Here is a 14,350-nt window from a genome sequence, read left to right as displayed (position 1 = left end):
TTTGCACTGCTTTGGCACTGCGAGAGTTGAAAGCGCTTAAAAATACCGCCTGGAGTCATACAACACGGCGGCGCGCAAATACCGCAACATCATACCATTGCAGACGCGGCAAGGGCAGTCAGGGGAAGTAGGATTCCCGCTGCCGTTGGCCTAAAGGCTGAATGCCTCTTTACTCAGGGTGAGCGTGTTTAGCGCGTCACGCACCTCGCCCTCAATCGGCGAGGCTTTATTGGCTTTCATATCCAGCAGCACGAAGGTGAGGTCCGCTTTTGCGACCAAGGCACCATCTTGACGGCGAATGATCTGATGATGGCAAACAGCGCTGCGATCACCGACGTCGACAATCCCGGTAAGCACCACCAAATCATCACCGGCAACGGCGGCAGCGCGGTAATCGATGTTTAAGTTCACCACCACAAACGCCTTGCCCGCTTGATGCAGCTCTTTTATTAACGCGGGATGCTCATCAAAGAACGCCCAGCGCCCTTCTTCTATAAACTCTAAGTAGCGCGCGTTATTGACATGGCCGTAGCCATCCAAGTGATAACCCCGAACCCGTAGTGCCGTGCGTGAGAGTGAATCGCTCATTATCAAGCCCTCTATTTTTATATGTGTGCAATATGCGAAAGGCCAAATCAAACACAAGTTTGAAACACATTCAACAGTTACGCGTATTAGCGATTGGATTCAGGAATCGTGCTGGCAGGCAGGCGCCGCTTTCGCCATAATGATTGCCCTTTTCTCTAGGACAGGCGATATGTGGTTTAAAAACCTGCTGTTATACCGCCTACATGGCGCACCGGGAGACGCGCAAGAAAGCGCGCAAACTCCCCCACTCGACGCATTAGGCGACGCTCTAGAAGCGCACGCGTCCCGACCGCTCGGCAGTGCCGATGCGCGCCGGCTAGGCTGGACAGCGCCCGCCGGTCGCTTGGGTAGCGGGCAATACGTGCACGAAATTCAAGGCCATCGGCTGCTCTCCGCCCTACGCCAAGAACGCCTACTCCCGGCTTCTGTGGTCAAAGAAGAGCTGGATGAGCAGGTGGCTGATATCGAAGCTAGCGAGGGGCGCAAGGTCACCCGCAAAGAAAAAACCACGCTTAAAGAGCAAATCACCGAAGGGTTGTTGCCCCGCGCCTTTGTCCGCAGTCAAAAAACCGATCTGTGGTGGGATACCCACCGTGGGCTTATCGGCATTAACGCTAGCTCCCGCAGCCGCGCCGAAGAAATTCTCGATCTGCTACGGGAAACGCTGGGTAGCCTGAAAGTCACGCCGCTGGCGGTGCAGACGTTGCCCATCCGCGCGATGACAACTTGGCTTAACGACCCGGCGACGCGCCCCACCGATATGCAACTGGGCGATCAAGTCGAGCTTAAAGCCAAGGGCGACGACGGCGTACTGCGGGCACGCCAAGTGGACCTTGACGGCGACGATATTCAGCAGCTTTTGGAAACCGGCCGTCAGGCAAGCAAGCTGGCGCTGGGGATCGAAGGACGACTAAGCTTTGTGTTACACGATGACCTAGCGCTGAAGTCGCTACGCTTTGGCGACGCGCTAATCGAGGAAGCTGACCACGCCGACGACGGTGACGATGCTCTTCTGCGGTTAGAAACCGATTTTATCTTGATGGCACAGGCGTTAACTGACGACATTGAGCGCCTCATCGGCTGGCTGGGTGGCGAAACTCAGTCCCAATCGCCATCCTAAAGACCTGCGTTATCACGCTTGGATGACACCTTCGCCTCGCTTTCTATTTTGACGGATTGGCATGACTGAGACTAACGCTACCGGCGCCGCTACGCGCGCTAACATACATACCGCAAACACATCCGACGCCAACACTGACGACCCTTGGGCCGAGATTCGCCCGTACTTGGATCATGAAGTGGCCGACGTGCTTGTGCGTCTTTCACGCGATAGCGAACTACTTGATGCCCTAACACGCTTTCGTCTGCCCCGGCTTGCCCGTTGGGCGCCGCCGCTGGCACGCATGCTGGCAAGCCACGCCGTGCGCCGCGAGGTGAAAGGCGTCAATACCGTGTACGATTTTCAAATGCGCATTGCAAGCTACATGGAGCGCATGATCCGCACCTCAACCGAGGCGTTCGAGGTCGCGGGACTGGATAAACTGGACGATAATAGCGCCTACCTTTTTATCGGCAACCACCGCGATATTTCGCTTGATCCGGCGTTTGTGAACTATGCGCTGTATCAGGCAAACCGCGATACCGTGCGTATTGCCATCGGCGATAATCTGCTAAAAAAGCCTTACGTCACCGACCTCATGCGGCTTAATAAAAGCTTTATCGTGCCACGTAGCGTTCGTGGCAAACGCGCCATGCTCGCCGCTTACCAGCAGCTATCAGCTTACATTCGTCATTCCATTACCCAGGACGAACACTCCATTTGGATGGCGCAGCGCGAAGGTCGGGCAAAAAACGGCATCGACAGCACCGACCCCGCGATTATTAAGATGCTCACCATGGCGCGCCGCCACGCCGAGCGCGAGGCCAATTTTGGCGATGCCATCGCCGAGCTCAAGCTGGTACCTGTCTCGATCAGTTACGAGTTTGACCCCTGCGATACACAGAAAGCCCAAGAGCTTTACGACGTCGATACTCAAGGCAGTTACGCCAAAAGTGAGTTCGAAGATATTATGTCCATTGTGGCCGGCATTACCGGCGATAAAGGGTGCGTTCAGCTGCGTTTCGGCACCCCAATCGGCACCGACATGGCAACCCCGGATGAAGTCGCTGCGGAAATTGATCGCCAAGTGATCGGCGGCTATCGACTTTACCCAAGCCATTATCTGGCGTTGGAAGCGCTTGGCGATGCCCCCGAGCTTGTCGCCCGCAAGGCCATTACCCATCAGGATCGCGAACGCTTCCAAGCCCGTCTGGCCACCGTGCCCGAGCACTTACGGCCTTATTGGCTCGCGCAGTACGCCAACCCGGTGAAACACAAAGCGGGACGACTGACGATGTAAGTATGACAATATAAGCATGCTATTTTTATGCGATGCACGCCGATCATGCCCTGAAAGGCAAAAAATGCTATGGTTCATGCATTTATTGGTGAGACCAAGCCGGGTCGTTAAGGAGAACCTTTATGTCCGCTTCAGAAATTCAAAAAACACGCATTATCAATGAGCTACAAAGCTTTATTCGTAAGCTTTTGCAAGACCCTAAAATTTTAGAGCAGTCGCTTGAAGTGGCACGCAAAGAGTTTGCCAACGGAAGCACGCCTGAAGTGATGGCCCGGGTGGCCAACGAGATCTCCGACACCACCAGCGTGCATATCCCTGAGGACCCGGCCGAGCATTCCGAAGCCGATAAACTCTTTCTAGCCCTGCTGCGTGAAGTAGTGCTTGAAGAGCAAGCACTCTACTAACAAGCGCGCCCTACTATTTTGTCATCGGCGAAGCATTGGCTGCTTCGCCGTCTTTGATTACAGTCTGCTGACGTCAACGGAAGTATCATTACCTATGTCCCATACCGCCACGCGCAACATTCTGGTTACCAGCGCCCTTCCTTACGCCAACGGCGACATTCACCTCGGTCACCTGCTGGAGTACATTCAGACCGATATCTGGGTGCGCTTCCAGAAAAGCCGTGGCCAGCAGTGCTACTACGTCTGCGCCGACGATGCGCATGGCACCGCGATCATGCTGCGTGCGGAACAAGAAGGCATTACGTCTGAAACATTGATCGAGCGTGTCTCCCACGCCCACCAAGCCGACTTCGCTCGCTTTGGCGTCAACTTTGACAACTACCATTCCACCCATTCGACAGAAAACCGTTATTTCAGCGAGCTGATCTATACGCGCCTGCGCGATAAAGGCCATATCGCCACGCGTGATATCGAGCAAATGTTCGACCCGCAAAAGGGCCTCTTCCTCGCTGACCGTTTTATCAAAGGTACCTGCCCGAAGTGCCACGCCGAAGACCAATACGGCGATAACTGCGAAAAATGCGGTGCGACGTACACGCCCGCGGAACTCATTGACCCGGTATCCGCTATTTCCGGGGCGACACCAGAAGTGCGCAGCTCCACCCACTACTTTTTTAAACTGCCAGATTTTGCCGAGTTTCTGCAAAAGTGGATCAATGACGGCCATGTGCAGCCGCAAATTCGCAACAAGCTGATGGAGTGGTTTGAGTCGGGCTTCAACGAGTGGGATATCTCCCGCGACGCACCCTACTTTGGCTTTGAAATCCCCGATGCGCCGGGCAAATATTTTTATGTCTGGCTCGACGCACCGATTGGCTATCTCGCCAGCTTTAAGAACCTGTGCGAGCGCGAAGGCATCGATTTCGACAGCTTCTGGCAGCCAGGTTCGGATGCCGAGGTGTATCACTTCATCGGCAAGGATATCGTCTACTTTCACGCGCTATTCTGGCCCGCCATGCTCCACGGTGCCGACTTTCGCACGCCCACGGCGGTCAACTGCCACGGCTTTGTCACCGTCGATGGCGCCAAGATGTCAAAATCCCGCGGCACTTTCATCAAAGCCGCCACCTATGCCGATTACCTCAATCCCGAGTACCTGCGCTATTACTTCGCCGCTAAGCTCACCTCCAAGGTGGACGATCTCGATCTAAACCTTGACGATTTTACCGCGCGGGTGAATAGCGATTTGGTTGGTAAAGTCATCAACATCGCCAGCCGCTGCGCGGGGTTTGTGAAAAAGTTTGGCGGCAGCACATTATCGTCAAACTGTGCTGACCCGCAGATGCTGGCGCGCTTTATTGCCGCTGGCGATGATATTGCCGCTGACTACGAGGTGCGCGAATTCAGCCGCGCGATGCGTCACATCATGGAGCTGGCCGACGAAGCCAACACCTACATTGCCGAGGCCGAGCCGTGGGTACTTGCCAAGCAAGATGGCCGCGAGCAAGAGGTGCTGGATATTTGCTCGATGGGCATTAATCTCTTCCGTCAGTTGATGGTTTATCTCGCGCCTGTTGTGCCGGCCATGGCGAAAGAGGCGCAAGCGTTCCTAAACCTGGATACGCTTGACTGGCATAGCCGTCACGACGTGTTGTCTAACCACGCGATCAATAAGTTTAAGCCGCTGATGACTCGCGTGGAGCGCGACAAGATCGACGCCATGATCGAGGCTTCAAAGGAGGATCTCGTGGAAGAACAAAAACTCAAAGACGCGCCCAAAGGGCCGCTGACAGATAACCCGATTGCCGATGAGATCAGCTTCGATGACTTCATGAGGGTTGACCTGCGCATTGCCCGTATCGCCAAGGCGCAGTACGTCGAAGGCGCCGACAAGCTGTTGCAGCTGACGCTGGATATCGGCGGCGAAACGCGTAATGTTTTCTCCGGCATTCGCACCTCCTACGCGCCGGAAGCGCTGGAAGGCCGATTGACGATCATGGTCGCCAACCTTGCGCCGCGTAAGATGCGCTTTGGCGTTTCCGAAGGCATGGTGCTCGCCTCCGCTAACGACGAAGGCATCTATCTGCTCTCGCCGGACGCAGGCGCCGAACCCGGTCAGCGTGTTACCTAACCAGATCAACTAATAACCTGAGTCACCGATGAGCGAGCTGTTCGTCATCCTGATCGGCACCGCGCTGGTCAACAATTTTGTCCTGGTCCAGTTTTTGGGGCTCTGCCCCTTTATGGGGGTCTCAAATAAGCTGGAATCCGCCGTGGGTATGTCGGCGGCCACGACCTTTGTGCTTACGCTCGCCTCGGCGGCAAGCTACGTGGTGTATCACGGCTTGCTAGTACCGTTAGAGGTAACCTACTTACGCACCATTAGCTTTATTGTGGTGATCGCGGCGGTGGTGCAGTTTACCGAGGTAATGGTGCGCTACATGAGCCCGCTTCTGCACCAAGTGCTGGGCATCTTTTTGCCGCTGATTACCACCAACTGCGCGGTGCTGGGGGTGGCGCTTTTATCGCTCAACCGCGAACTGAGCTTTTTCCACACCACGCTGTACGGCTTTGGTGCCGCTCTTGGGTTCTCGCTGATTCTGGTGTTATTTGCAGCCCTACGCGAACGCTTAAGCGGTGCGGACATTCCCAAACCCTTCCAAGGGGCGGCGATTGCGATGGTTACCGCCAGTCTCATGTCGCTTGCCTTTCTGGGTTTTTCTGGCCTCGTTCAGCTCTAACGTTGGTTATCACTTTTGCGAGGGGCACGCCATGCTCGAATCCAATGCGCTGATTTCGTTATTGAGCGCCATTGCCGTGCTGGCCGGTCTCGGTGTGAGCTTTGGCGCGCTATTAGGGTTTGTGGGGGAACGGTTTAAGGTGAAAGGCAACCCGTTGGTGGAGAAAATCGATGCCTTGCTGCCGCAAACGCAGTGCGGCCAGTGTGGCTATCCGGGGTGTCGCCCCTACGCTGAAGCGATCAACGAAGGGGATGCCATCAACAAATGCCCGCCCGGCGGCGAGACCACGATTGCCGAGCTAGCGGATTTGCTGGGGCGCGAACCCGCACCATTAGACGGCGAGGCCCAAGCCGAAGAACGCGTGGCCTTCATCCGCGAGGACGAGTGCATCGGCTGCACCAAGTGCATTCAGGCCTGCCCGGTAGATGCCATCATTGGCACTGCCAAACTCATGCACACGGTCATTGAGGATGAATGCACTGGCTGCGATCTGTGCGTCGCGCCTTGCCCGGTCGACTGCATTGATATGCTGCCCCGAAGCACGCCGTTGACCCAGTGGCAGCCGGTCGTTAACGCCGCCGCCGCCGACCTCATTGCCAGCGACCGCGTCGAGGAGCCACCCCATGTCGCACGGCTCTGAATTTCACGGCCGGAACTTCCCAGGCGGCGTATACCCACCCGAGCGCAAGGCCCGCTCGACCGAGCGCCCGTTAAGCGATGCGCCACTTCCTAATCGGGTCGTTTTACCGCTCAGTCAACACAGCGGGCGCCCCGCCGTGCCCTGCGTGGCTGTAGGCGAACGGGTTAACACCGGCACGTTGCTCGCCCAGCCTGACCGCCTGATTTCAAGCGCTGTACATGCCAGCATTAGCGGCACCGTAGAAGCGATAACCGACACGCATATCGACATCAATCGCGACGGCGAAGAGTCTCAGATATCCCTAGAGCCGCTGGATTGGCGCGCCGCAGAGCCTGACACACTGCTTGAGCGGCTTGATATCAGTGGTGTCATTGGACTCGGGGGCGCGGGCTTTCCCACGCAGGTAAAAGCCCGCGTGCGCGAGCGCCATTCGCTCGATACGCTGGTGGTGAACGCCGCCGAGTGCGAGCCTTATATCACCGCCGATGACGTGACGCTGCGGCACTTTGCGGCTGATGTGCTTGAAGGCGCGCAGTTAATGGCCAAGCTTGCCGGCGCTGAGCAGATTCTCGTCGGCATTGAGGACAATAAGCCCGAGGCCATTGCCGCACTAGAAGCGGCGGTGACTCAAAGTCTGCCGCTGCCGGTGGTGATCAACGTCATCGAGACCCGCTACCCCAGCGGCGGCGAGCGCCAATTGATTAAAAAGCTGCTGGACCGCGAAGTGCCCAGCGGCGGCTTGCCTGCCGACGTTGGCGTGCTGTGCCACAACCCCGGCACCCTATTAGCGGTGCTGCACGCCGTGCGCGATGGCGCCCCCTTGACCTCTCGAATTGTCACCCTGACCGGCAATGCCCTCACCCGCCCCGGCAATTACCGAGTACGCCTTGGCACGCCCGTGCGCGAAGTTTTGCAATACGCGGGCCTGAACGCCGCCGAACTCAATACGCTGATTCACGGCGGGCCGATGATGGGGGTCGCTTTAGACGATCTTGACACCCCGGTGGGAAAAACCACCAATTGCCTGATTGCCGCCACGGCTGATGAGCTGCCGGCCCCGCCAGCGGAGGCGCCCTGCATCCGCTGCGGCGCCTGTGAGGACGTGTGCCCGGCGTCATTACTGCCGCAGCAGCTGCATTGGTACGCCCGTGCAGGGGATGACGCTCGCTTGGAACGCTACCACCTCTTCGACTGTATCGAGTGCGGTGCCTGCAGTTACGTCTGCCCGAGCCATATCCCGCTGGTGGATGACTACCGCGAGGCCAAAGCACGCCTGCGTCTTAAGCGCATCGAAGCTACAAAAGCCGAACACGCCAAACACCGCTTCGAGTTTCGCCAAGCACGCTTGGCTCGCGAGGAAGCCGAGAAACAAGCCCGACGTGAGGCGCGTCTCGCGCAAGCTAAACGTCCAGCGCAAGCGGGAGCAAACGACGACGCCACCGCTCAAGCCGATATACGCAGCCTACGTATCGCCCAAACCGCGGCGAAAGCGGCCGTGCGCAAAGCGGAAAAAACGCTCGCCCGTGCAGCACAACAGGACCCGCAGCAAGACCTCTCGGACCTGGAAACCCAGCTCGCGACGGCGCAGGAGAACCTAAAAGCCGCTGACGCCAAACTATCTGCCGCCCGCCAGCAACCCCCTTTTTAAGGAGACAGACGCCACGATGAGCTTTCTGCACCACACCGCGGCGCCCGCAACCGCCCAGCGACCCAACAGCACACCGGTGCTGATGCGCTGGGTGCTGTTCGCCACGCTGCCCGGTGTGGCCGTCATGACGTATTACTTCGGTGCTGGCGTGCTGACCAATATCGTGATCGCCGCGGTCATGGGCTTAGCGCTGGAAGCGGCGGTGCTGACTCTGCGTAAACGCCTCATTCGTCCGGCGCTTAATGACTCCAGCGCGTTGGTCACCGCCGTGCTGCTGGGCGTCGCGCTGCCCCCTGCCAGCCCGTGGTGGCTGATTAGCGTGGGCATGGTCGCCGCCGTGGTGGTCGCGAAGCAGCTTTACGGCGGGCTAGGGCAAAACCCCTTCAACCCGGCCATGGTGGGTTATGCGCTACTTTTAGTCTCCTTCCCCACCTACATGACCCTTTGGTCACCACCGCAGCCGCTTCTACCCGACACGCTGTGGGCGCAAGTGCTGGGCCTTTTACCCGCAGCCGAGTGGGACGCGATCAGTGGCGCCACCCCGCTGGATGCGTTCAAACACAAAGGCGAAGCGGTGCTGGCCAGCGAATTCTGGGCAACGGATCCGCTACCACCGGGCACGCTTGATGCCTGGCAACACAGTGGTTGGGCATGGCTTTTAGGCGGTGGGCTTCTGCTCTACAAGCGGATTATCAGCTGGCATATTCCCGTGGCGATGCTGGGTAGCCTGACGCTGCTGGCGGCGCTTTTTTATGCCGGCGACCCCAGCCACTTTGCCTCGCCAAGTTTTCATCTTTTCACCGGAGCAGCGATTTTCGGGGCATTTTTTATCGCCACCGACCCAGTCTCAGCGGCCACTAGCCGCCGTGGCAAACTGATGTATGGCGTGGGTATTGGCGTGTTAGTGATGCTGATACGCACCTTCGGTGCCTACCCTGACGCGGTGGCATTTGCCGTGCTGTTGATGAACCTGTGTGTACCGCTGCTGGACCTTTATAGCGACCCGCGCGTGATGGGGCACGCGAAGACGACTCGCGGGCAGCGCCCACCGGGAGACGAGGCATGAAGGTGCAAGCGGCGATCAAGCAGGGCGCACTGGCGCTCGGGGCGTTTGCCTTGGTCACGGCTGGCAGCGTTGGGGTGATTCGCGCGCTCACCGCCGAACGCATTGCCACCAATGCCGAGGTGTATCAGCAGCAAAAGCTACGCGAGGTGTTGCCGCCAACCCTTGCCGATGTTGACGTCGAGCGCATCCTCGAAGGCGCTTTCCCCCTCCCCGAGCCGCAAGCGCTTGGCCACCGTGGCTCTACTCAGGGCTGGTCAATACAAGCACAAGACACAAGCGTCGTCATTCTCCCAGTCGTTACCCGCGAAGGTTATAGCGGAGACATACATCTGTTGGTGGGTGTTAATAGTGAGCGACGCATTAGCGGCGTGCGCGTCACTGAGCATCAAGAGACGCCGGGGCTTGGCGATAAGATCGAGCGGCAACGCAGCGATTGGGTCACCGAGTTTAACGGTTTGCGCTTGGACAGCCTGCCCGAGCGCGCCTGGGCGGTAACCAAAGACGGCGGTGAATTCGACACGTTCACCGGCGCGACCATTACGCCCCGCGCCGTGGTCGACGCCGTGTATCAAGCCCTGTTCTATGCCGAGCGCACGCCGCTGCCCGGCTTGGCAAAACCGGACGAAATACAGGAGCCGACGCCGTCAACTACTCGGGGCTAAAGCCTCCGAGCTTGTGACATCACAAGTTCGCACGGTTGACCAGGGAGAGCGGTACCCAACCCGCTACGTGCTACATAGGGTAAAGACCCACTCCGAGGTGCTTCACTCAGCTTCGGACTCTGGAACGAACCATCATGCTGGCGTAGGAGTAAGCGCCGAAGGTGGCAAGGCGGCGGAAAGCCAATCCGGTGTAGCACATTCCCGAGGGGAGACGGGGCACAAGCCCCGCGACACTAGGCCCGTAAGGGCGCCAATAGGGAGGAAGTCGCCATGGCGGTTTTCGTATTGGACAAACAAAAGCGGCCTTTGATGCCGTGTAGCGAAAAACGCGCGCGGTTGCTGCTTCAGCGCGGTCGCGCCGTGGTGCATAAGCGCTACCCGTTCACGATCCGGCTCAAAGATCGGGTGGGTGGTGACACACAACCTTTGCGCCTCAAGCTCGATCCCGGCAGCAAGACGACCGGCTTGGCCGTGGCGCGGGAAACGAATGATGGGCAGAACGTCCTTTGCTTGTTTGAGTTGGAGCATCGGGTTTTTCAGATTAAAAAAGCGTTGCAACAGCGCGCCGCCTTTCGGCGTCGTCGCCGCACAGCCAATTTGCGCCACCGTGCCCCACGGTTTCATAACCGCACCAAGCCCAAGGGCTGGCTGGCGCCTAGCCTCCAGCACCGTATTGATACCACGATGGCCTGGGTGGATCGGTTGTGCAAACTAGCGCCCATCACGGCGCTAGATCAGGAATTGGTACGCTTTGACACGCAAAAGCTGGCAAACCCCGAGATCAGCGGCGTCGAATACCAGCAAGGCACCTTGCTGGGGTACGAAGTCCGCGAATACCTGCTGGAAAAGTGGGGTCGCGAGTGTGCCTACTGCGGCACCACCGACACCCCGCTGGAAGTTGAGCATATCGTGGCGCGCAGCCGAGGCGGCTCCAACCGGATCAGCAATTTGACCCTGAGTTGCCACGACTGCAATCAGGAAAAGGCTCGGCTGCCGCTTGCCGACTTTTTCGCGACCAGCAAAGGGCTCAAAAAGCGTCTGAAAAAACATGGTCACACCGCCAAGGCGCGGCTTGAGCGAGTGCAGCGCCAGCAACAATGCCCGTTGCGGGATGCCAGCGCGGTCAACGCCACCCGCTGGGCGCTGTTTAACGCCCTCAAAGCCACCGGCTTGCCGGTCGCCGTGGGTACAGGCGGGCGCACGAAATACAACCGCCAGCGGCTCTGCATCCCTAAAACCCATGCCCTGGACGCGGCCTGTGTCGGTCCACTCGATGCCCTGCACGACTGGCAGGTGCCGACATTAACGATCAAAGCCACCGGGCGAGGCAGTTATCAACGCACACGGCTGGATAAATACGGTTTTCGCCGGGGCGTTTTAATGCGCCAAAAGCAGGTTAAAGGCTTTCAGACCGGCGATATGGTCAACGTCATCGTGCCCACCGGCAAGAAAATCGGTACCCATACGGGCCGTGTCGCGGTGCGTAAAACTGGCAGCTTTAACATCCAGACCGAACAAGGTGCCGTACAAGGCATTTCGCATAAGTACTGCACCGTGATTCAGCGCGGTGATGGCTACGGCTATCACCTTTTACCGGCCATTAACCTGAGAGGAGATGCGGGACAGGCGGTAGCGTAATCCAGGTCGTGCTTCGCACGACGCGCTATCCCTCCCGGCGCTAAAAGCACCGGGTTTCCCGCGCAAAATCTGATGAACCAGTTTTCTACTCTCGCCCGCGAAGGGCTGTGGCACCAAAACCCCGCGCTGGTACAGCTACTTGGCTTGTGCCCGTTATTGGCCGTGAGCAACAGCGTGGTGAACGCGCTCGGGCTTGCCATCGCCACACTGTTAGTGCTGGTGGGCTCAAGCAGTGTGGTGTCAATGCTTCGCCACCAAGTACCCGGCAGCGTGCGCTTGCCCGCGTTTGTGATGATCATCGCCGCTTTTGTCACCTGCGCCGAGCTTTTGATGGCCGCCTATGCGTATCCGCTCTACCAGGTGCTGGGCATTTTCATTCCACTGATTGTCACCAACTGCGCGATTTTAGGCCGCGCCGATGCCTTCGCTTCACGCCATCCGCCGCTTATCGCTGCCTTTGACGGCTTGATGATGGGGCTAGGTTTTGCCGCCGTGCTGGTGCTGCTGGGTGCGCTACGCGAGCTTTTTGGCCAGGGCACGCTTTTTAGCGATATGGCGCTACTTTTTGGTGCCGCCGCCAGCGGCTGGGAAATGGTGATTATCGCCGATTATCAGTTTCTGTTTTTCCTGCTGCCGCCGGGGGCGTTTTTTGTCGCGGGCTTGCTGATCGCGCTGAAAAATGCCATTGACCAGGCGAACGCCGCGCGCGCCACCCCCGTCGATGCCGCCGCGACAACAAAGCGGCGCGTACGCGTCACCGGCACGATTAAATAGCAAACAGCCCGTTGAAAAAGCTTTTAAAAACAGCCCGTTGAAAACAGCATATAGAACAGGACGCTGCATGAACGCACAAAAACGCTACGAGATTTTTTCCCGCCTCAAGGCAGAAAACCCGCAGCCGACCACTGAGCTCAATTGGTCCACGCCGTTTGAGCTGCTCGCCGCCGTTTTGCTTTCAGCGCAAGCCACCGATGTCGGCGTCAACAAGGCCACCGCCCGACTTTTTCCCATCGCCAATACCCCCCAAGGCATTATTGACCTAGGAATAGACGGGCTCAAAGAGCACATTAAGACCATCGGGCTTTACAATACCAAGGCCGAAAACCTGATGAAGACGTGCCAACTATTGGTGGATCAACACGGTGGTGAGGTGCCCAAAACCCGCAAGGCGCTGGAAGCGCTGCCCGGCGTGGGGCGCAAGACCGCCAACGTGATATTGAACACCGCCTTTGGCCTGCCCACCATTGCCGTGGATACGCATATTTTTCGTGTCTCCAACCGTACCGGCATCGCCAAAGGCAAAGACGTGGTGGAAGTCGAACAGAAGCTGTTGCGCCACGTGCCGCGCGAGTTCAAACAAGACGCCCACCACTGGCTGATTCTGCACGGCCGCTATACCTGTGTCGCCCGTAAACCCCGCTGCGGTAGCTGTATCATCGAAGATCTCTGTGAATACAAAGAGAAAACCGAGCTAGCTTAGCAGCGCTTGATATTCTCCCTCCCAAGCGGGCCATTCCCATTGCGCTGTTGCCACAGGAGTCGGGCGGGAACTGGGCGCCGTTAGCCACGCACGAAGTGTGTCGGTCAGCCCTTTACGTGTGCCATCAAAGCGATAAGCCTTCGGGTACAGCTCGGGAAAGCAAAGGCGATCTGGCACCAGCGGCAGCACTCCTCGCTGCGCCGCCTCCATAATCGCTAACCCTTGAAACTCGTGCCACGTGGTCGACACCACGATACCGGCACTTGCCAACAGCGCGTGATATTCAACCTCTGGCTGAGGGCCCCAGGCCACTATCTGCTCGGCTAAACGCTCGCGCGCTTGGTCAAATACCGGCGGCGTTTGCCGAAACTGCTGCCCCATCACGGCAAGTTCAAATGCCACGCCTTCTTCACTTAGGGTAAATAGCGCGTGAAAGAAGTCGTCCGGGTTTTTATCGTACTCCCAGCGATGGTTCCACACGATCCGTTGGGGCATGTTCTGCTGACGCGAATCTGAGACAAGCGGCAAAATTGGCACCGGCAACACCCGTGCGTTTTGGCGCAAGGTTTCGAGCAACTTAGCGGCGGGCAGGTTTTCCGGCATGCGCTTGAGAAAAGCCCTCGCCCCATCAATAAACGAATCGCGGTTATACGCGGAGTTAAATACCACCTCATCGGCGGCAAGCGCGGCATAAAGATTGACCATTTTCGCCTCACCTTGCGGTGCCTGCTCGGCGGACTCGGGGTAAGCAAATTGATTTTCGTGGAAATACACCACCTTCTTAGCACGCCCCAGGTGCGGATAAAGCCCTATCAGCGTGGCGACATCGACCATAGACGTGGCCAGCACGAGGTCATACGGTTGGCTCAGCGCATGGTGCTCTTTCAGCGCCCACGTCAGCGGATTACCGCGAATGCGCCAGCGAAAATGTCGTGGTGGTAGGGATAAACACGTCCATTCGGCGTTGGTATGCGCCATCACCTGCTCCGCCCAAAAACGATGACTCACCGCCGAGTAAGCAGATAACAAAAGGGCTCGCATAAGGTTTCCTTCGATCTTAAGGTGACTCCAGCACAGCGCAGCG

Annotated in this window: 14 protein-coding genes; 12 read left to right on the top strand and 2 right to left on the bottom strand. The window is 58.0% G+C overall.

Annotated elements, in window-relative coordinates:
* Positions 1-150: 150 nt before the first annotated feature.
* The gene (locus QC823_RS05500; RefSeq protein ID WP_309655352.1) at positions 151-588 is read right to left on the bottom strand and encodes an acyl-CoA thioesterase; all 438 of its coding nucleotides are present in this window, start codon (positions 586-588) and stop codon (positions 151-153) included.
* 169 nt (positions 589-757) lie between these two features.
* Between QC823_RS05500 and QC823_RS05495 the strand changes: the two genes are divergently transcribed.
* The 12 genes from QC823_RS05495 (at position 758) to nth (ending at position 13,266) form a co-directional block, all read left to right on the top strand.
* Positions 758-1,708: a recombination-associated protein RdgC gene (locus QC823_RS05495; protein ID WP_309655351.1), complete on the top strand. Its 951-nt coding sequence runs from the start codon at positions 758-760 to the stop codon at positions 1,706-1,708.
* A gap of 61 nt (positions 1,709-1,769) precedes the next feature.
* Complete coding sequence (locus QC823_RS05490; protein WP_309655350.1) at positions 1,770-2,987, top strand: 1-acyl-sn-glycerol-3-phosphate acyltransferase; 1,218 nt, start codon at positions 1,770-1,772, stop codon at positions 2,985-2,987.
* 122 nt (positions 2,988-3,109) lie between these two features.
* Positions 3,110-3,391: a hypothetical protein gene (locus QC823_RS05485; protein WP_309655349.1), complete on the top strand. Its 282-nt coding sequence runs from the start codon at positions 3,110-3,112 to the stop codon at positions 3,389-3,391.
* Between the two features lie 94 nt (positions 3,392-3,485).
* Positions 3,486-5,522, top strand: coding sequence for a methionine--tRNA ligase (metG, locus tag QC823_RS05480; protein WP_309655348.1), 2,037 nt, complete (start codon positions 3,486-3,488; stop codon positions 5,520-5,522).
* A gap of 28 nt (positions 5,523-5,550) precedes the next feature.
* A complete protein-coding gene (gene rsxA, locus QC823_RS05475; RefSeq protein ID WP_309655347.1) occupies positions 5,551-6,132 on the top strand; it encodes an electron transport complex subunit RsxA in 582 nt (193 codons plus the stop codon).
* Positions 6,133-6,163: 31 nt separating this feature from the next.
* A complete protein-coding gene (gene rsxB / locus QC823_RS05470; RefSeq protein ID WP_309655346.1) occupies positions 6,164-6,772 on the top strand; it encodes an electron transport complex subunit RsxB in 609 nt (202 codons plus the stop codon).
* Positions 6,756-8,420: an electron transport complex subunit RsxC gene (gene rsxC / locus QC823_RS05465; RefSeq protein ID WP_309655345.1), complete on the top strand. Its 1,665-nt coding sequence runs from the start codon at positions 6,756-6,758 to the stop codon at positions 8,418-8,420. The genes rsxB and rsxC overlap by 17 nt, the downstream gene beginning before the upstream one ends.
* Before the next feature lie 16 nt (positions 8,421-8,436).
* Entirely contained in the window at positions 8,437-9,486 is a 1,050-nt protein-coding gene (locus tag QC823_RS05460) for an RnfABCDGE type electron transport complex subunit D (RefSeq protein WP_309655344.1), read from the top strand.
* Positions 9,483-10,148 carry an electron transport complex subunit RsxG gene (gene rsxG / locus QC823_RS05455; protein WP_309655343.1) on the top strand — a complete coding sequence of 222 codons (666 nt, stop codon included), beginning with the start codon at positions 9,483-9,485 and terminating at the stop codon, positions 10,146-10,148. Before QC823_RS05460 ends, rsxG begins: the two co-directional genes overlap by 4 nt.
* Positions 10,149-10,418: 270 nt before the next feature.
* Complete coding sequence (iscB, locus tag QC823_RS05450; RefSeq protein ID WP_309655342.1) at positions 10,419-11,786, top strand: RNA-guided endonuclease IscB; 1,368 nt, start codon at positions 10,419-10,421, stop codon at positions 11,784-11,786.
* 72 nt (positions 11,787-11,858) lie between these two features.
* Positions 11,859-12,560 carry an electron transport complex subunit E gene (locus QC823_RS05445; protein ID WP_309655341.1) on the top strand — a complete coding sequence of 234 codons (702 nt, stop codon included), beginning with the start codon at positions 11,859-11,861 and terminating at the stop codon, positions 12,558-12,560.
* Positions 12,561-12,627: 67 nt separating this feature from the next.
* The gene (gene nth / locus QC823_RS05440; protein WP_309655340.1) at positions 12,628-13,266 is read left to right on the top strand and encodes an endonuclease III; all 639 of its coding nucleotides are present in this window, start codon (positions 12,628-12,630) and stop codon (positions 13,264-13,266) included.
* Here nth and QC823_RS05435 read toward each other — a convergent pair.
* Positions 13,258-14,307, bottom strand: a complete 1,050-nt coding sequence (locus QC823_RS05435) for a tRNA-queuosine alpha-mannosyltransferase domain-containing protein (RefSeq protein ID WP_309655339.1) — start codon at positions 14,305-14,307, stop codon at positions 13,258-13,260. The two genes, nth and QC823_RS05435, sit on opposite strands and share 9 nt — an antisense overlap.
* Between the last annotated feature and the right edge of the window lie 43 nt (positions 14,308-14,350).

It is taken from the genome of Vreelandella vilamensis (assembly GCF_031451755.1).
Taxonomy (GTDB): Bacteria; Pseudomonadota; Gammaproteobacteria; order Pseudomonadales; family Halomonadaceae; genus Vreelandella; species Vreelandella vilamensis.
The sequence above is the reverse complement of the archived record's forward strand: the minus strand, read 5'-3'. Positions and strand labels throughout refer to the sequence as shown.